The organism is Thiemannella venezuelensis (genome assembly GCF_014203605.1).
GTDB lineage: Bacteria > Actinomycetota > Actinomycetes > Streptosporangiales > Streptosporangiaceae > Planomonospora_A > Planomonospora_A venezuelensis.
The window spans coordinates 104,098-121,454 of sequence record NZ_JACHJJ010000002.1 but is presented as its reverse complement, the minus strand read 5'-3'; the positions used below and the strand labels follow the sequence as shown (position 1 = coordinate 121,454).

Genomic DNA, 17,357 nt, shown 5'->3' with positions numbered 1-17,357 from the left:
GCGCACCCGCCGGAATCGGGAGGCGGACGATCTCCCGCTGTGCCACACTCCGCTGTCCATGAAGCCTTCCATGCACGCCGAAGAGATCGCCACGGACCGGCTCGTGCTCGAACCGCTGGCGGTGGAGCACGCGGAGGAGATGGCCCGGGCGCTCGCCGACCCCGCCCTGCACGCCTTCATCGGCGGCTCCCCCGCCACCCCCGCGCAACTGCGCGACCGCTACGCCCGGATGGTCGCCGGCCCGCCGCCCGGCAGCGCGGAGACCTGGCTCAACTGGGTGATCCGCCTGGACGGCGCCCTGGTCGGCTACGTCCAGTCCACCGTCACCCCGGAGCGGACCATGGTCGCCTGGGTGGTCGGCACGCCGTGGCAGGGCAGGGGCGTCGCGACCGAGGCCGCCCTCGCCATGACCGCCTGGCTCGCCCGCCGGGGCGCGGCCGCGATCGCGGCCGCGATCCATCCGGACCACGCCGCCTCCTCGGCCGTCGCCCGCCGCCTCGGGCTCGCACCGACCGCCGAGCGGATCGACGGCGAGGTGGTCTGGCGCCCCGCATCAACAACGGACATTTATTGATAAATATCCGCTAAGCGCCCATAAATGATGTTTTCATCAGATAGGCGGCGGTATAGCCACGGGGACGGACGAGTAGAGAGATGAGGGGAACGATGATCACGCAGGAGCAGATACCGCTGGTGATCAACCACACGCTCTATGCCGCCGACGGCGACAAGGTGGGCGAGGTCAAGCACGTCTTCCTCGACGACGCCACAGGCCGGCCCGAGTGGCTGTGCGTGAAGACGGGACTCTTCGGCATCAACGAGACCTTCGTACCGATTCGTGACGCCAACCTGGTCCAGGACCACATCGAGGTCCCCTACGACAAGGAAACGATCAAGGACGCCCCGCACGTCGACGTGGACGCCCGGGGCCACCTCTCCGCAGAGGAGGAGCAGGAGCTCTACCGCTACTACGACATCGACTGGGAGTCGTCCTGGCAGGAGGCCAACCGGCCGGGCGAGACCGGCTGGGCGCACACCGGCGGCCTGCGCGAGCGCGAGCGGCTGGGCCGCTCCGAGGAGGACCTCGGCCGCTCCACCGACGACGCGATGACCCGCTCGGAGGAGCGGATGCACGTCGGCACCGAGTCCCACCCGACCGGCAGGGCCCGCCTGCGCAAGTACATCGTCACCGAGGAACAGCAGATCACCGTTCCCGTCACCCGCGAGCGGGCGCGCGTGGAGCGCGAGCCCATCACCGACGCCAACGTGGACGAGGCGCTGCGCGGCCCCGAGCTCACCGAGGACGAGCACGAGATCACCCTGCACGAGGAGCGGCCCGTCATCACCACGGAGACCGTCCCCGTCGAGCGCGTCCGCCTGACCAAGGAGCAGGTCACCGAGCAGGAGACCGTCTCGGGGAAGGTCCGCAAGGAGCAGATCGACGCCGAGGGCGACACCGACGAGACCGGCCGCCTCAAGGGCCGGCGTCGCGGAGACCTGGGGAACAACCTCTGAGAATCCCGCAGGCAGAATCCCGCGAATCCGCCGCCCCGGCGCCTCCTGGCGCCGGGGCGGCGGTCTCCCGTGCCCGGGCCGTCAGAGCCGCCACCGCCAGGACCGTCGCGTCCGGGCCGGTGATCGGCAGCTCCCGGGGCCGTCCGGGTTCGAAACCGCCGGCCCGGCTTCCCGGCACGCCTCCGGAGAAGGTGAGAACTTCCCCCCGGGACGCACCGGTCCCGGGGGGAAGCGCCGTCTCACTCCTTGCCGCGCCCCGTGATGGCGTCGCGCACCCGGTCGACCAGGCCGGCGAGCGGCCCCATCACCATGTTGCCCGGGGGCGTGTCCGGAGCCGACGGGTGCGGCCGGGTCGGTGCGATCTTCTTGATCGCCTGGACCTTGTGGCCCAGCTCGGCCAGCTGGCCCTCGTCGGCGGCGGCGCGCAGCTTGGGGAAGAGCTCGTTCTCCTCCTCCTGCACGTGCGCCCGGACCTCGGCCATCAGCCGGTTGAGCAGGACGCCGTGCCGCGCCTCGGAGACGTCGGTCCGCTCCAGCTCCTTCATGGTCTCCTCGGCCTCGGCGTGCTCGCTCAGCTCCCGGTCGGCCAGCGCGTCACCGCCGGCGACAAGCCGGCGGACGGCCGGGTAGAGGTAAGCCTCCTCCGCGACCGAGTGACGCACCAGCTCGGTGATGACCTGCTCGGTCAGCTGCCGGCGCCGGTCGGCGTCGCCCGCGCCCAGCCCTTCCAGCTCGGCGAACATCTGCTCGACCTCCTGGTGGTCGTGCATCAGCACACCGATGACGTCCATCTTCTGGGTCATGCTCATCCAGCGCTCTCCTCTCTCAGGGGCGGATCGCACCGAGGGTCGGCTCGGTGGCGGCCCGTACGGCCGTGCAGCGGGACCGGCACGGGGCCGTCTTCTACGAGACCCCGGACGGGCCGCTCTCCGCCCGGCGGACACGGCCGCCCGGTACAAGCCTTTTCCGCTGGATGTCCATGCGATGACCTTCGCCCCGCAAGAAGAGAGTTCGTCACCACCTGGGACTGTACGTCCCGAGCCTCGGCCTCACACCTCGGTCGGCTTCTCGTACCCCTCGTCCTGCCCGTAGACCCGGTCGTCCGGATCGTCCCCCGGCTGACCGGCCGGGTCCGTCGGGGACGGGGCGAACTCGCCGGCGATGTCCGGCTCCTCGTACTCCTCCCCGCCGCCCCGGCGGTCGGCGAGCGGCCTGCCCTCGTCAGGCTGAGACATGTGCGTCCTCCTCGATACGGTGTCGATCCCGGCGCCGGCCCCTGTGCCGGTCGCGGCGCCGATCCCTGCACCGGCCCCCGTGCCGGCGCCGGCGCGGACCGGTGCGGGCTCTCCGGCGCGGTCCCGCCGATCCGGGAGGTCTGCCCGCGGCGGGCCGGTGTATGTCAGGCGCGCACGCCGTACCGCGCCGAGTTAGGAGTCCCCGATCTCGGGCATCCAGGGATGTGACGGATCTGAGGTGACATATGAGGCGATCGGGCGGCGGCAGGGCGCTGTGGCCGCGGTCGCTCGTCGTGTCCGGCGGATGGGCGCTCTGGCTGGTGGCCCTGGCCGCCGCCGGATACCTCCTGCTCCAGGTGGTCGTACAGCTCCGCCTGGTGGTCCTGGCGTGCGTGGTCGCCCTGCTGCTCACCACCGTGCTGCGGCCGCCGGCCGCGTGGCTCATGCGGCGGATGCCGCGGCTCGCCGCGACCTGGCTGGTCCTGCTCGCCGCGCTGCTGGTGATCGGCGCGGTGGGCTGGCTGGTCGGCCGGGGCGCCGCCGCCGAGTTCCCCGCCCTGGCCGACCGGCTCGTGGAGAGCGTGCGCCAGCTCCGCGACCTCCTCCTCCGGCTCGGCGTCCCGGCCGACCAGCTCGCCAGGGCCGACGACCAGGCGCTGGAGGCGCTGCGCAGGCAGCTGGGGCAGGCCGGCGGCCTCACCTCGGTGGCCAGGCGGATCGTCGAGTTCCTCGCGGGCACGGTCCTCGCGGTCTTCGTCGCGTTCTTCCTGATCAAGGACGGTGACCGGATCTGGCGCTGGCTCGTCGACCGGCTGCCCGAGCGCCATCGGGAGCGGGCCGGCCGGGCCGGGGACGCGAGCTGGTCGGTGCTGCGCCACTACATCCAGGGCACGCTGGTCATCGCCTCCATCCACGCGGTCGTGCTGGGCCTGGCGATGCTGCTGCTGGGCGTGCCGCTGGCGCTGCCGCTGGCCGTGGTCATCTTCTTCGGCAGCTTCATCCCCTTCATCGGCTCCCTCGTCGCCGGATCGCTGGCGGTCGTCGTCGCCCTCGGCGCCCGCGGGCCGGTGATCGGCCTCGTCCTGCTGGTCGTGCTGCTGGTGGAGAACCAGTTGGAGGAGCACGTCCTGGAACCGTGGGTGATGGGCGGCTACGTCCGCGTCCACCCCCTCGTCATCGGCCTGGCCCTGTCCTCGGGCACCATCCTGGGCGGGGTGGCCGGGGCCCTCGTCTCGGTGCCGCTGACCGCCATCGTCTACTACGGCGGCCGGGAGCTCCTGCGCGCGTCCCCCTCCGGGAGCTCCGGGCACCCGCCCGGCGGCCCGGAGCCTCCCCGCCGGGACGGGCCGGAGCCGCGACCGTCCGGACGGTGACCGCGCGGAGCCCGACGCGCCGGGCCCGGGGCGTACGGCGCGGCCCGCCCGCTCAGCGCCCGCGCCCGCCCGTGCGCAGGGCCCAGGCCCGCAGCACGGTCTCCAGCTCGAACCTGCCCTCCGGGTCCTTCAGCTGGTCGGCGAAGAGCTCGGTGGCCTGGCGGAGCCGGTAGCGCACGGTCTGCGGATGGATGTGCAGCCGGGCCGCGACCTCGGTGGCGTTGTAGCCGCTCTGCAGCCAGGCCAGCAGCGTCTCGGCCAGCCGGTCGCGCTGGGCGGGGCGGAGCCCGCGCAGGGGCGCGAGCCGTACCCGCTCCATGATCTGGATCAGCGACTCGTCCTGGAAGATCATGAGAGTCGACAGGTGCTCGGCCGCCCTGACCATCGTCGCGGAGCCCAGCACGCCCCGGCGGGCGAGGGCCAGCGCCCGTACGGCCAGCCGCAACGAGAGCGCCCCCTCCCCCAGCCCGACCCCGGGCCCGGCGGCCACGATCCAGTCGGGCAGCAGCGAGTCGAGGAGCCCCTGCCGCCCGGGCCCGTCCGGGTCGGGCACGACCAGGCAGAGGTCGGGACGGTCGAAGTCGGCGAGCACGTCCGGCGGCAGGCCGGGCCTGGGCGGCTGCTCCGGCCCGCGCGGGGCCAGCGCGACGCAGGCCAGCGTGCGCGGCGGGGTCCACCGCGCCGACCTGGCCAGGTCCTCCACCGCCCGCACGTCGGGCGGCGGGTCGGCGACGAGCAGCCCGACCAGCCTGCGGCGGCGCAGTTCGAGCTCTCCCGCCGCCCTGGCCTGCGCCTCGGCGTACCCCTCGGCCGCCGCCGCGGCGATCTCGTCCAGGTAGACCAGGACCGCCTCACCGATCTCCCACATGCGCCGGCGGGTCAGGTCCAGCCGCTCGGACTCCACCGCCATCCGGCGCCAGGCCACCCGGGCGCAGGTCCGCAGCGCGGACTGGAGCGAGTCCAGCGGGCGGCCCTCGCTCGCCTCTCCCGCGCCGATGCTCCGGTAGACCTCCAGCAGCCGGGCATGGCCCGCGTCCCGGTCGCCCGTCCGGTTCACGAACCCGCTGAGCGCCTCCTCCACGGCCCGGCGCACGACCCGCGCGTAGGCCCCGCTCGGCCTGGAGTACTCGGGCACGCTCGCCCGGATCTCGCCGATCATCTCCTCGGCGAGGTCGTCCAGATAGGGGCGGAACACCTCGGCGTACTCCCGGGGGATGCCGGCCGGCGAGCGTTCGACGTCATGGGCAGCGCACACGAGTCCTCCCGCACCGGACGCTACTCCGGCACGGGCGGGCGTTCTTCTGTCCCCGGCGCACATTCGGCACTGCGGCCCCGCTCACACCGGTGACAATCCCTCTCCCGGAGGGGATCACCCCGCGCCTGATATTGAAACAAGTTCTATTTTGGTTCTAGGCTGCGGTCAGGGAGGTCGAGCAGATGATCCTGGACCGTTTCCGCATCCCCGGCCGGGTCGCCGTGGTCACCGGCGCGGGCCGCGGCATCGGGGCCGCGAGCGCGGTGGCGCTGGCGCAGGCCGGAGCGGACGTGGTGATCTCCGCCCGGACCGAGGAGCAGTTGCGCGACGTGGCCGCCGAGGTGGAGGCCGCAGGCAGGCGGGCCCTGGTGGTCCCCGCCGACCTGAGCGAGCCCGGGGCCGCCGAGGCGCTCGCGCAGCGGGCCGTGGCGGACTTCGGCCGCCTGGACGTCGTGGTCAACAACGTGGGCGGCGCACTCCCCAGGGCCTTCCTGGACACCGGGCGCCGACACCTGGAGAACGCGTTCCAGTTCAACGTGGGCATCGCGCACGAGCTGACCCGGGCCGCCGTGCCGTACCTGCTGGAACCGGGCGGCGCCGTGGTGAACATCTCCTCGGCGATGGGACGCGTGTCCGGGCGCGGCTACCTCGCCTACGGCACGGCCAAGGCGGCGCTCGCGCACTACACGCGGCTGGCGGCGCGGGACCTGGCACCCCGGATCCGCGTCAACGCGATCGCGGTCGGCTCGGTCGCCACCTCGGCCCTGGACATCGTCATGACCGACGACGTCCTGCGGACGCAGATGGAGCAGGGCACCCCCCTGCGGCGGATCGGGGAGCCGGAGGACGTGGCGGCGGCGGTGCTGTTCCTCGCCTCGCCCGCGGGCGGCTACCTGACCGGCAAGGTGCTGGAGGTCGACGGCGGCCTCGACCAGCCCAACCTCGACCTCGGCCTGCCCGACCTCTGACCGGTACGGCGGCGCTCACGGACACGATCTGTTGCGGAGGGACCATGGTCTACCGGGTGGTGCAGTGGAGCACCGGCAACGTCGGGCGGCACACGCTGGCGGGCATCCGCGCCCGGCCCGACCTGGAGCTCGTCGGCGTCTACGTGTCGAACCCGGCCAAGGTCGGCCGCGACGCGGGCGAGCTGGCGGGGCTGGGCCCGCTCGGCGTCACCGCCACCGGCGACGCCGAGGCGCTGCTGGCGCTGCGGCCCGACTGCGTCGTCTACACCGCGATGGCCGACAACCGGATCTTCGAGGCGCTGGACGACCTGACCCGGATCCTGCGCTCGGGCGCGAACGTCGTCTCCAGCAGCCCGGTCTTCCTGCAGTTCCCCGACGGCTCGCTGGACGGCCCCGTCCGCGAGGCCGCCCGGGAGGGCTCGGCGTCGATCTGGGTGAACGGCATCGACCCCGGCTACGCCAACGACTGGCTGCCGCTCTCGCTGACGGGCATCAGCGAGCGCATCGACCAGGTGCGCTGCATGGAGGTGCTCAACTACGCCACCTACGACCAGGGCACCGTGCTGTTCGACATCATGGGCTTCGGGCGGCCGATGGAGGACGTCCCGCTCCTGCTCCAGCCGGGGGTGCTGACCATGGCGTGGGGCAGCGTGGTCCGCCAGCTCGCGGCCGGGCTGGACGTCGGGCTCGACGGCGTCGAGGAGTGGTACACCCGCCTGCCGGCGCCGGAGACGTTCGAGGTCGCCTCCGGGACGATCGAGAAGGGCACGGCCGCCGCGCTGCGCTTCGAGGTCAGGGGCATGTCGCAGGGCCGTCCGGTGATCGTGCTGGAGCACGTGACCCGGCTCCGCGACGACCTCGGACCGGACTGGCCGCAGCCCGCGGGCAAGGGCTGCTACCGCGTCGTGGTCACCGGCGAGCCGGACTACACGCTGGACCTGCAGTTGCTGGGAAGCGACGGCGACCACAACACCGCCGGGCTGAAGGCGACCGCGATGCGGCTGGTCAACGCCGTTCCCGCGGTGGTCGAGGCGGCGCCGGGCCTGCTGACGGCCCTGGACCTGCCCCTGGTCACCGGCCGCGGCCTGCTCCGGTAGGGAGGGGCCCGGCACCGGGCCCGCCGACGGTCCGCGGTGGCCCGCTCCGCCGCGGACCGGCCGGAACGACCGGCGCGTCTCCCCCGGCAACGCCACGAATCTCCACGGAATCTGCACAAGGGCCCGTTACTCTGCCGTTCCATGATCAGGACAAGATGGGTGAGCGCGCTGGTCTGGCTGGTGCTGCTGCCGTTCGCCGGGTGGGCGGTGCTGAGGGTCGGCGGCTGGATCCCCGTGTGGCAGTGGATCGCGCTGGTGGCGTTCACGCCCTACGTCGCGGCGGCCTCGGCGGTCCCGCTGCTCATGGCGCTGGGACTGCGCCGGTGGGCCGCGGCGGCCGTGGCCCTGGCCACGAGCGTGGCGCTGGCCGCGGTCGTGCTCCCCCGGCATCTCACGGACGGCGGCGCGCCCCCCTCCGGCGGCCAGCGGCTGCGGGTGCTCGCGGCGAACCTGGCGGTGGGCGCGGGCGACACCGCGGCCCTGATGAAGCTGGTGCGCGACCTCGGCCCCGACGTGCTCACGCTGCAGGAGCTCACCCCGGAGGCCCGAGACCGCCTGGACGGCGCGGGGCTGCGCACGCTCATGCCGCACGTGGTCGACCGCGCCAAGAGCGGCGTGGGCGGCTCGGGCATCTACTCCAGGCATCCCGTCAGCGAGCGGCCGATCATCGAACTGGGCACGTTCCGGCAGGCCAGAGGCGTGATCAGTCATCCGTCCGGGCACGAGGTCGAGGTCGTCTCCGTGCACCCGTGCGCGCCGAACTACACCCGCAAGATCCCGTGCTGGAACGAGGGGCTGGAGGCGCTGCCGGAGGCGGGCGGGCATCTGAAGGTGCTGGCCGGCGACTTCAACGCCACCCTCGACCACCCGCCGGTCCGCGCCCTGCTGGACAGCGGGTACCACGACGCGGCCGACGTGACCGGCCAGGGACTGACGCCGACCTGGCCGCAGCACGGCTGGGAGCCCGTCCCCGGCGTGACGATCGACCATGTGCTCGCCGACTCCCGGATGCCGGTGCACGCCTTCAGCGTGCACCCGCTCCCCGACACCGACCACCGGCCCGTCTTCGCCGAGCTCGGCCTGCCCCCGGCGGCGGGCTCTCAGGCCGCGTAGGTGCGCAGGACCCGCAGGGCGGCGGCCGCGTGGGGAGCGGCGGCCTCGAGGCCGGTGCCCTCCGGCGCCGGCCTGCGCGCCGGCCCCGGTGACGGTCGTCCCGGCGCGATCCCAGGGCGCGCTCCTAGGGCAGGATCAGCTCGTAGACCTTGACGGCCATCGGGCCCGCCGGGTCGTAGACGACCTTCACCGGGACCCTGCCCTTGCGGAGCCGGTTGTACAGGTCGATCGGGTCGCACGTCTTGGCGCCGAGGTCCCCCTTGCTCCGGGTGTCGTACGGGTGGCCGGCCGGGGCCTTGCCGCACTTCTTGTTGACCTGGCGGAAGAGCAGGCCCTCGGTGTAGTCGATCCGGATCGGGTCCCCGGCCCGCTTGCCCAGGTGCCAGGCCTTCAGCCCGCTCTCGCCGACCTCGCCCCGGCTCGCCCGGTACGGTGTGACGATCATGGCCGAGTTCCCCGACTTCTTCGCCCAGCCGTACACGGTCTTGAGCGGCGCCTGCCGTTCGGCCGCGGCGGCCGCGGGCGCGGCGGCGGAGGAGAGCAGGGCGGCGGCGCAGAGCCCCAGGGCGAACGACGACTTCTTCATGTGCTTCTCTCCTCTGATCATGTGACAGGGACATGGTGGCACGTGATCAGAGGAGAGAAGCGGGCATGACCGGGTGATTCATCCCATGCCCTGACAGAACAACCTTCTCCCGGATCGGTGCGTCGTATCCACTTCAGCGGTGCCCGTCGGGGACGGCGATGTGCACGACCTTGGTGTGGGTCATCTCGTCCAGCAGCTCCGGACCGTATCCGAAGCCCTCCCCGCTCGCGCCGAGCGGCTGCGCGGCGCCGCCCGGGGCCCCGCCGAAGACGGCGTTGATCTTCACCGTCCCGGCCCGCAGCTCGCGCCAGGCCCGCTGGACGTGGGCGAGGGAGGGGGTCAGGACGGTGGCGGCCAGGCCGTACTCGCCGGTCCCGGCCAGTGCGAGCGCCTCGTCGAAGCTCTCGACCACGCGGACCGCCGCCACCGGCCCGAACGTCTCCTCCCGCAGCACGGCCATGTCGTCGGTGCAGTCCGCCAGCACGGTCGCCGGGTAGAAGGCGCCGGGCCCGGCGGGGATCCCGCCGCCGGTCAGCACGCGCGCCCCGGCCGCCGCCGCCGAGCGGACGTGCTCGTGGACGGCGTCGCGGTGGCGGCGGTCGACCAGCGGGCCGAGCGTGGTCGCCTCGTCGAGCCCGGACCCCATGCGCAGCGCCTCCGCCTCGGCCACCAGCGCGGCGGTGAACGGCTCGGCGACCGACCGGTGCACGTAGATCCGCTCGACGGAGACGCAGATCTGCCCGGCGTTGGCGAAGGATCCGAGCGCGGCCTGCCCGGCCGCCCACTTCGGGTCGACGCCCTCGTCGACGATCAGCGGGTCCTTGCCGCCGTTCTCGCGCAGCACCCGGCACCGGGCCGCGGCGGCGATCTCCCGTCCGGCCCGGGTGGAGCCGACGTGGGCGAGGAGGTCGAGCCCCGGGTGGGCGGCGAGCGGCGCGCCCGCGCTCCGGTCCCCGGCGACCATGGTGAGCGCGCCCGGGGGCAGGTCCGCGGCGAGCAGCTCCACCAGGCGCGCCCCGGTGTGCGGGGTGCGCTCCGACGGCTTGTGCACCACCGTGTTCCCGGTGGCCAGCGCGGCGCCGACCAGCCCGCACGCGATCGCCACGGGGTCGTTCCACGGGGTGATGACGGCGACGACGCCGCGCGGCTCGCGGACCATCAGGTCGGTCGCGCCCCAGCCGCCCTGGAGCGTACGGCCTCCGTGCAGGGGGCCCAGCTCGGCGTACTGCTCCAGGGTCCCGGCCCCGGCCTCGACGCCGCCCCGCGCGTCGGCCAGGGGCTTGCCCATCTCCCTCGTCACCAGCCGGGCCAGCTCGCCGGCGTGCTCCCTGACCCGGGCGGCGGCCCGGCGCAGCAGCGCCCCGCGCTCGGCCGGGGCCGTCCGCGCCCATCCGGCGGCGGCGGCCCGCGCCGAGGCCACGGCGGCCTCGACGTCCTCGGCGCAGCCGCGCGGGCTCTCGCCCACCTGCTCTCCGGTCGCCGGGTCGTCCACCGCGACCGTCCCGGTGCTCGCGCTCGCCCGCCATTCGCCGTCCGCGAAGAGCCAGAGCTCCCTCATCGGCACCACGCCTCCCTACGTGCGGACCGGCTCCCGGCCGCCGCCTCGTGCCCTGGGCCCCGGCCTGCTCCCGCCACCGGACGGCCGATCAGGCAGTGCCCTTGATCGGGGCCGGGGAAACGTGGCGCTCGCGGGAGAAACCGGGAAGGAGGGGGCGGCCCGTCCTCGCCGGACGGGCGGGCCGCCCTGGGGGACCCCGGCTCAGCCGGCGGGCTCGGTCCCGGCGTGCCCGGTCCCGGCGTGCTCGGCGAGCGTGCGCCGGGCCACGGCGAAGGCGGCGTTGGCGGCGGGCACGCCGCAGTAGACCGCCGTCTGCAGCAGGACCTCCTTGATCTCGTCGGAGGTCAGGCCGTTGCGCAGGGCCGCGCGGACGTGCATGGCCAGTTCCTCCAGGTGCCCCCCGGCGACCAGCGCGGTCAGCGTGACGCAGCTGCGGGTGCGCCGGTCCAGGCCGGGGCGGTTCCAGATCCCGTCCCAGGCGTAGCGGGTGATGAACTCCTGGAAGTCCGCGGTGAAGGCGGTGGTGCCCGCCGCGGCGCGGTCGACGTGGGCGTCGCCGAGCACCTCGCGGCGGGTGCGCGTGCCCGCCGCGAGGTGCTCGTCCCCGCCCGGCCGGGCCTCCCCGCGGCCGCCGGCCCCGCCCAGGTGCCGGACGATCGCGGAGGCGACCGCCTCGGCCCGCTCCACGTTCGCCAGGTGGGCGGCCCCGGGCACCACGCTCAGCAGGGCTCCGGGGATGCCGCTCGCGAGCGCGAGGGCGTGCCCGACGGGCGTGGCCGGGTCGTCGGCCCCGGCGACGACCAGGGCGGGCGCCGTGATCCGCCCCAGCCGGGGGGTGAGGTCGTATCCGGCGATGGCCTCGCAGCAGGCCGCGTAGGACTCGGGGTCCACCGCGCGCACCATGTCCAGGACCCCGCGGACCCGGGGGTCGTCTCCGGTGAGGCGGGAGGTGAACCAGCGTCCGGGCAGGACCCGCGCGAGCGGTTCCATGCCGTCGCGCCGTACCGCCGCCGCGCGTTCCAGCCAGGGACCGGGCTCGCCGAACCGGGCGGAGCTGCAGCACATCACCAGGTGGGTCACCCGGTGCGGGACGTCCGCGGCGACGGTGGCCGCGATCGCGCCGCCGAGGGAGATCCCGCCGATCGCGAACCTCTCCTCACCCACCAGGTCCAGTACGGCCCCGGCCAGCGCGCCGAGGGTCAGCCCTGCGGCGGGCACGCCGCGAACCGGCCCTGCGGCGGGCACGCCGCGGGCGGGCGCCGAACCGCCATGGCCGGGCAGGTCGTAGCGGAGCACCCGCCAGGAGGCGGTCAGCGCCTCCATCTGCGGGTCCCAGATCTCCAGGCCGGTGCCCAGTGAGGGGCCGAGCACCAGCAGCGGCGCGCCTGCGGGCCCGTCGATCCGGTGGTGGAGGCGCGGCGGGACGGCGTCCGGGAGCGGGCCGGCGGGCGGCCGGGGCCCCTCGGGCAGGTCAGAACTCAAGGAAGACCGTCTCCCCCTCGCCCTGGAGCCGGACGTCGAACCGGTGGACGTCCCCGTCCGCCCGCGCGAGCAGCGTCGCCCGGCGCTCGGGGTCCAGGGCGTCGAGCAGCGGGTCGGGGCCGTCCTGCAGGTAGATCCTCGTCGCCACCGCGCACAGCAGGCCCCGTGCGAAGACCAGCAGCGCCAGGTACGGCCCGGCCGGGCGGGCGGTGCGGAACCGGTAGGTCCCGTCGGGCGCGGTGGCGCAGCGCCCGAACCCGGAGACCCCCTCCCCGTCGCGCCGCAGCACGCCGCGGGTGCCGGTCTCCCCCAGCCACAGCTCCAGCAGCGCGTCCGGGACGGGCTCGCCCGCCCCGTCGAACACCCGCCCGGTGACGGTGATCGCCCCGGGGTACCCCTCGGGCACCAGGTCCGGGCCGGTCTCGTACGGCAGGGCGTGGCCGAAGAACGGCCCCACGGTCTGCGAAGGAGTGATCATCAGTCCTCCATCGGGGTGCGGCCGAGCACGACGTCGAACCGGTAGCCCAGCGCCCATTCCGGCTCGGTGACGTCCAGGTCGAAGGCGGAGACGAGCCGCTCGCGGGCGGCCGCGTCGGGGACGGACTGCATGATCGGGTCGAAGGGGAACAGCGGGTCGCCGGGGAAGTACATCTGGGTGACCAGGCGCTGGGTGAAGGCGGTGCCGAAGACGGAGAAGTGGATGTGCGCGGGCCGCCAGGCGTTGGGGTGGTTGCGCCACGGGTAGGCGCCGGGCTTGATCGTGACGAACCGGTAGCGGCCCTCGTGGTCGGTCAGGCACCGCCCGGCCCCGGTGAAGTTGGGGTCCGGCGGGGCCGGGTGCCGATCGCCGGCGTGGGCGTAGCGGCCGGCCGCGTTGGCCTGCCAGACCTCCACCAGCGTGTTCCTGATCGGGCGTCCCGAGGAGTCGAGGACACGCCCGGTGACGATGATGCGCTCGCCGATCGGCTCTCCCTCGTGCTGCCGGGTCAGGTCGGCGTCGAGCGCGCCGACCTCCCCGTGGCCGAAGACCGGGCTGGTCAGCTCGATCGCGTCGGGGTCGGCCTTGAGGGCGACGGCCGGCCGGGACGGGGCCCGCAGGATCGTGCTGCGGTAGCCGGGGCTGCGGTTCGGCGGGTGGGTCATGGGGTTCCTCCGGAGAAGGGGACGGCGTGTTCCGCGGGGACCGGCGCGTCGTACGGCAGGCCGACGTAGTTCTCCGCCAGCGTGGTCGCCGCGGCCTCGGAGGAGGTCACGTAGTCCAGGTAGGAGGTCTGCAGGCGGCGCGCGTAGGCGTCGTCGGAGTCGAAGGTGTGCAGCAGCGTGGTCATCCACCAGGAGAAGTGCTGGGCCCGCCAGACCCGCTTCAGGCAGGCGGCCGAGTAGCCGTCGAGCGGTTCGGTGGAGCCGTCGGCGTAGAAGCGGGCCAGCGCATCGGTCAGCACCCGCACGTCGGCGACGGCCAGGTTCATGCCCTTGGCCCCGGTGGGGGGCACGATGTGCGCGGCGTCCCCGGCGAGGAAGAGCCTGCCGTACTGCATGGGCTCGGTGACGAAGCTGCGCAGCGGCGTGATCCCCTTCTCGAAGATCTCGCCGGTGGCCAGGGTGAAGCCGGGCACCGTCTCCAGGCGGGTCTTCAGCTCCGCCCAGATCCGCTCGTCCGGCCACGCGGCCAGGTCCTCGCCCGCGGGCACCTGCAGGTAGAAGCGGCTGATCTCCGGTGAGCGCATGCTGTGCAGGGCGAAGCCCCGCTCGGTCTGCGCGTAGATCAGCTCCTCGGCCGAGGGCGCGACCCGCGCCAGGATGCCCAGCCAGGCGAAGGGGTACTCGCGCTCGTAGGCGGTGAGCACGCCGTCGGGGACCGCGGGGCGGGAGATCCCGTGGAAGCCGTCGCACCCGGCGATGACGTCGCAGTCGAGCCGCTGCCCGCCGAAGGTGACGTACGGCGCGTCCTCCAGGGAGTGCACGGCCACGTCGTCCACGTCGAAGCGGATGTCGCCGCCGGCGGCGAGCCGGGCGGCGATGAGGTCCTTGACGACCTCCTGCTGGCCGTAGACCGTGATGGCCCGCCCGGGGACCAGCTTCTCGAAGGGGATCCGGTGGCCCGCGCCGCCGTACCGCAGCTCGATCCCGGAGTGCGGCAGCCCCTCGCGGAGCAGCCGCTCCCCCACCCCGGCCTCGACGAGGGTGTCGACCGTGCCCTGCTCCAGCACTCCGGCCCGTACCCGCCGCTCCACGTACTCGCGGCTGCGGCGCTCCAGCACCACCGAGGAGATGCCGCGCAGGTGGAGCAGATGGGAGAGCAGGAGCCCGGCGGGTCCGGCCCCGATGATCCCGACCTGTGTTCGCATGAAGGAGAGCATGCAGCCGCGGACCGGGAAAGAACGAGTATCATCTTCCACTCAGTGGAAGACGGCGGCAGGATTCTCACCGGGCCCGCATCCGGGCGGGTGCGGGGCCGTTCCAGGCCGGGGACGGGAGAGCCGCACGCGCGGGGAAGGACGGGCATGGCGGGTGGGGCGCGCGAGCCGGGACGCTCGGTCACCTCCAGGGTGCTGGCGATCCTGGACGCGTTCGACGGCGCCCATCCGCAGCTCAGCCTCTCGGAGATCGCCCGCCGGAGCGGGGTCGCGCTGACCACCGCCCACCGGCTGGTCGGCGAGCTGGAGCGGTGGCAGGCGCTGAGCCGTACCGCCGACGGCCGCTTCCGCATCGGCCTGCGCCTGTGGGAGCTCGGCCAGCTCGCCCCCGCCAGGTTGCAGGACCTCGCCCACCCCTGGCTGCAGGAGCTGTTCACCACCACCGGCGAGAACGTGCACCTGGCCGTCCGCGACGGCATGGAGGTGCTGTACGTGGACAAGGTGCACGGCAGGCGGGCCGTGCCGATCGTCTCCCGGACCGGCGGGCGGCTGCCCATGCACCCCACCGGCGTCGGCAAGGCGCTGCTGGCCCACGAACCGGAGTGGTTCGTCAGCTCCTATCTGGCGCGCGAGCTGGAGCGGCCGACCCCGCACACCGTCACCGAGCCCGGCAGGCTCGCCCGCGAGCTGGCCACCGTGCGCGCCCAGGGCTACGCGCTCACCTTCGAGGAGATGACCCTGGGCTCCTGCTCGGCGGCGGCGCCGGTCGTCGTCGGCGGCCGGGCGGTCGCCGCCGTCGGCATCGTCGTCTCCTCGGCGCGGGCGCGCCAGCTCGGGCGGCTGGTGGAGCCGCTGCTGTCCGCGGCCGACCGGATCGCGCGCGACTACGCCCGGGCGCACGCGGCCTGAGCCGCAGAGCGGGAAGGCAGGCAGCGAACCCGCGGCCGGAACGGATCGGGGCTCCCGGAGCGGGGAGGCCGCGCAGCTCACCGCGTCTCGGGGCGGGGAGGCCGCGCGGATCGCCCCGGAAAACCCGAGGCGAGATTTCTTAGTAGGGTTCGCTGTCATGCGTATCATTTTTGCCACTTTGACGGCCGGTGCACTTATGAGCATGCCCCTCATCGGTGCCGGGACGGCGAGCGCGGAATCAACCGGACCCGTCCCGACGGGAAACGCCGCCCTCACTGGGAACCCGGTCTACAAGTCCGGCACGTTCCCCGCTCAGACCTGCGAGGAGCCGACCATTCGGGGCGGCGACATCGACTCCGTCCGGCTTTATGCCGAAGCCATGTCGGCCTGCCTCGGCAAAGCGTGGAAGGCGCAACTGAAGAAATCCGGGATCCCGTTCACGGAACCGGAGATCGCAGTCGCTTACGGGAACCGCGTCAAGACCGCCTGCGGCGCCTACCGCCCGGGCGACACGTTCGGCCTGTACTGCCAGAAGAATAAGACCGTCTACCTGATGGTCAACGAGTACGGCATATCGAATGAACGTAACTCACCGCAGATGCTGGAAAGCCTGTCCATCGCGTACGGCTACCACGTTCAGCGGCTGATCGGCGTTCTCGGCCAGGAGGCCAGAACCGCCAAGAAGTTGTCCAAGGCCAAGGCCCTCTCCCTGAGCAGCAAGGTCTCGCTGCAGAACATCTGCTTCGCCGGCGCCTTCGTCGGGAGCGTCTGGGACTCCCTGGGCCATACGCAGAAGTACGGCTCGGACTTCTTCGTCAACCGGCACTCCATGGGGAGCGACACCAAGGGGGAGGGTACGACGAAGAACCGGATCTACTGGTTGAAGCGCGGTTTCGACGCCCAATCCCCCGGCGCCTGCAACACCTTCACGGCACCGGCCTCCCGGGTGGCCTGATCCGCCGGGGAGGGCTCCGGGGGGAGCGGGGCCGCCGCTCCCTCCCGGGGGTCGTTTCGATCCCTCTACCTCCCTAACCCCGGCCGCCGCCGCGGACGGTCGGCTCGCCCTTCCCCGCGTCCACCGTCTTGCTCGCCGGAGGCGCCTTGACGGTCACCCGGCTTCCCCACCCGGTGTAACGGGTCTCGACACTGATCTTCCTGTCCTCCCCCACCGCCGCGCTGACGTGGCTGCTCGGGTAGACGGTGACCAGTCGCTGGGGGAGCAGACCGGGGCCCAGAGTGAGCCTGAAGCGCACTACGTCCTTCTTGGTGCTCTCTGACATTCCGGTCACCTGGACGTGCTGCAACCAGGGGGAGACCTTCTCCAGCGCGCCGAGGCTGATCGCGCCCGAGTAGGTGCGCCCCTCTCGCTTCCCCTTCGCGATCAGGAGCTTCAGGGTCCCCGGCTCGGCCGCGTTCACCATCTGACTGTCCGTGCCGCTGAAGCCGGCGCTCATGCCGTTCCGGTGCTTGACCCAGGTCTTGCCCTTCGGCGGCGCCCAAGGGCCACCGGAGTAGTAGCTGGTGGTGCCGATCCTGATCGTCCGCTCCGGCTTTTCCAGGGTCGGCAGGATGATGCTGGGGGGCATGCCAGACGGCTCGTCAGCGGTGAGCCCCGCGCTGACGTCGGAGGCGGCAATCCCGGCCCTGCCGAACTGGAAGGACCCGGTGCGCTTGAGGAAGGACGTGGTCCCGGTGAACGAGACCAGGGAGGAGACGTCCGTGAACTTCACTCCTCTTCCTGCGACGAGCTGGCTCTTCAACGCCTTGACCGGATCCGCGGAGGCGGCCTGGACGGGTGCCGCGGCCACGGATGCGGCGGCCGTGGCCGCAGCGACACATGCGATCATTCGCTTCACAGTAATTTCCTCCCAGACCGATACAGGGAGGGAGATTCTGCCGGGCCTTGATC

Annotated in this window: 18 protein-coding genes; 8 read left to right on the top strand and 10 right to left on the bottom strand. The window is 73.4% G+C overall.

Annotated elements, in window-relative coordinates; all coding sequences use genetic code 11:
• Positions 1-58: 58 nt before the first annotated feature.
• Complete coding sequence (locus FHS22_RS04085) at positions 59-574, top strand: GNAT family N-acetyltransferase (RefSeq protein ID WP_184938544.1); 516 nt, start codon at positions 59-61, stop codon at positions 572-574.
• Positions 575-666: 92 nt separating this feature from the next.
• A complete protein-coding gene (locus FHS22_RS04080; RefSeq protein WP_184938542.1) occupies positions 667-1,515 on the top strand; it encodes a DUF2382 domain-containing protein in 849 nt (282 codons plus the stop codon).
• 239 nt (positions 1,516-1,754) lie between these two features.
• Here FHS22_RS04080 and FHS22_RS04075 read toward each other — a convergent pair whose 3' ends face one another.
• Both FHS22_RS04075 and FHS22_RS04070 read right to left on the bottom strand, forming a co-directional pair.
• A complete protein-coding gene (locus FHS22_RS04075) occupies positions 1,755-2,324 on the bottom strand; it encodes a hemerythrin domain-containing protein (RefSeq protein ID WP_260407647.1) in 570 nt (189 codons plus the stop codon).
• A 240-nt stretch (positions 2,325-2,564) separates the two neighbouring features.
• Positions 2,565-2,750, bottom strand: coding sequence for a hypothetical protein (locus tag FHS22_RS04070; protein WP_184938540.1), 186 nt, complete (start codon positions 2,748-2,750; stop codon positions 2,565-2,567).
• A gap of 245 nt (positions 2,751-2,995) precedes the next feature.
• On the opposite strand from FHS22_RS04070, the gene FHS22_RS04065 reads away from it, so the two are divergent.
• Positions 2,996-4,123, top strand: a complete 1,128-nt coding sequence (locus FHS22_RS04065) for an AI-2E family transporter (protein WP_184938539.1) — start codon at positions 2,996-2,998, stop codon at positions 4,121-4,123.
• A 52-nt stretch (positions 4,124-4,175) separates the two neighbouring features.
• On the opposite strand, the gene FHS22_RS04060 is transcribed toward FHS22_RS04065, so the two are convergent.
• Positions 4,176-5,378, bottom strand: coding sequence for a PucR family transcriptional regulator (locus FHS22_RS04060; RefSeq protein ID WP_338047582.1), 1,203 nt, complete (start codon positions 5,376-5,378; stop codon positions 4,176-4,178).
• Positions 5,379-5,560: 182 nt separating this feature from the next.
• On the opposite strand from FHS22_RS04060, the gene FHS22_RS04055 reads away from it, so the two are divergent.
• From FHS22_RS04055 to FHS22_RS04045, 3 genes are all read left to right on the top strand, one after another.
• Positions 5,561-6,346, top strand: a complete 786-nt coding sequence (locus FHS22_RS04055) for an SDR family oxidoreductase (protein WP_184938536.1) — start codon at positions 5,561-5,563, stop codon at positions 6,344-6,346.
• A 44-nt stretch (positions 6,347-6,390) separates the two neighbouring features.
• Entirely contained in the window at positions 6,391-7,443 is a 1,053-nt protein-coding gene (locus FHS22_RS04050; RefSeq protein ID WP_184938535.1) for an NAD(P)H-dependent amine dehydrogenase family protein, read from the top strand.
• 141 nt (positions 7,444-7,584) lie between these two features.
• Entirely contained in the window at positions 7,585-8,556 is a 972-nt protein-coding gene (locus tag FHS22_RS04045; protein ID WP_184938534.1) for an endonuclease/exonuclease/phosphatase family protein, read from the top strand.
• A 124-nt stretch (positions 8,557-8,680) separates the two neighbouring features.
• Here FHS22_RS04045 and FHS22_RS04040 read toward each other — a convergent pair whose 3' ends face one another.
• The 6 genes from FHS22_RS04040 to pobA all read right to left on the bottom strand — a co-directional run bounded on the left by FHS22_RS04040 (position 8,681) and on the right by pobA (position 14,530).
• Positions 8,681-9,142, bottom strand: coding sequence for a hypothetical protein (locus FHS22_RS04040; protein WP_184938533.1), 462 nt, complete (start codon positions 9,140-9,142; stop codon positions 8,681-8,683).
• A 133-nt stretch (positions 9,143-9,275) separates the two neighbouring features.
• Positions 9,276-10,700 (bottom strand): aldehyde dehydrogenase family protein, encoded by a 1,425-nt coding sequence (locus FHS22_RS04035; RefSeq protein WP_184938532.1) that lies wholly within the window; start codon positions 10,698-10,700, stop codon positions 9,276-9,278.
• A 201-nt stretch (positions 10,701-10,901) separates the two neighbouring features.
• Positions 10,902-12,182, bottom strand: coding sequence for a bifunctional 3-oxoadipate enol-lactonase/4-carboxymuconolactone decarboxylase PcaDC (gene pcaDC, locus FHS22_RS04030; RefSeq protein ID WP_260407646.1), 1,281 nt, complete (start codon positions 12,180-12,182; stop codon positions 10,902-10,904).
• Positions 12,172-12,660 carry a dioxygenase family protein gene (locus tag FHS22_RS04025; RefSeq protein ID WP_184938531.1) on the bottom strand — a complete coding sequence of 163 codons (489 nt, stop codon included), beginning with the start codon at positions 12,658-12,660 and terminating at the stop codon, positions 12,172-12,174. The genes pcaDC and FHS22_RS04025 overlap by 11 nt, the downstream gene beginning before the upstream one ends.
• Positions 12,660-13,325 (bottom strand): protocatechuate 3,4-dioxygenase subunit beta, encoded by a 666-nt coding sequence (gene pcaH, locus FHS22_RS04020; RefSeq protein ID WP_184938529.1) that lies wholly within the window; start codon positions 13,323-13,325, stop codon positions 12,660-12,662. The genes FHS22_RS04025 and pcaH overlap by 1 nt, the downstream gene beginning before the upstream one ends.
• Positions 13,322-14,530: a 4-hydroxybenzoate 3-monooxygenase gene (gene pobA, locus FHS22_RS04015; RefSeq protein ID WP_184938528.1), complete on the bottom strand. Its 1,209-nt coding sequence runs from the start codon at positions 14,528-14,530 to the stop codon at positions 13,322-13,324. The genes pcaH and pobA overlap by 4 nt, the downstream gene beginning before the upstream one ends.
• A gap of 156 nt (positions 14,531-14,686) precedes the next feature.
• Here pobA and FHS22_RS04010 point away from each other — a divergent pair, with 156 nt between their 5' ends.
• Both FHS22_RS04010 and FHS22_RS04005 read left to right on the top strand, forming a co-directional pair.
• Positions 14,687-15,448: an IclR family transcriptional regulator gene (locus FHS22_RS04010; protein WP_184938527.1), complete on the top strand. Its 762-nt coding sequence runs from the start codon at positions 14,687-14,689 to the stop codon at positions 15,446-15,448.
• 157 nt (positions 15,449-15,605) lie between these two features.
• Positions 15,606-16,403 carry a neutral zinc metallopeptidase gene (locus tag FHS22_RS04005; RefSeq protein ID WP_184938526.1) on the top strand — a complete coding sequence of 266 codons (798 nt, stop codon included), beginning with the start codon at positions 15,606-15,608 and terminating at the stop codon, positions 16,401-16,403.
• Positions 16,404-16,476: 73 nt separating this feature from the next.
• Here the strand turns inward: FHS22_RS04005 and FHS22_RS04000 are convergent, their stop codons facing one another.
• Positions 16,477-17,295: a hypothetical protein gene (locus FHS22_RS04000; RefSeq protein WP_184938525.1), complete on the bottom strand. Its 819-nt coding sequence runs from the start codon at positions 17,293-17,295 to the stop codon at positions 16,477-16,479.
• Between the last annotated feature and the right edge of the window lie 62 nt (positions 17,296-17,357).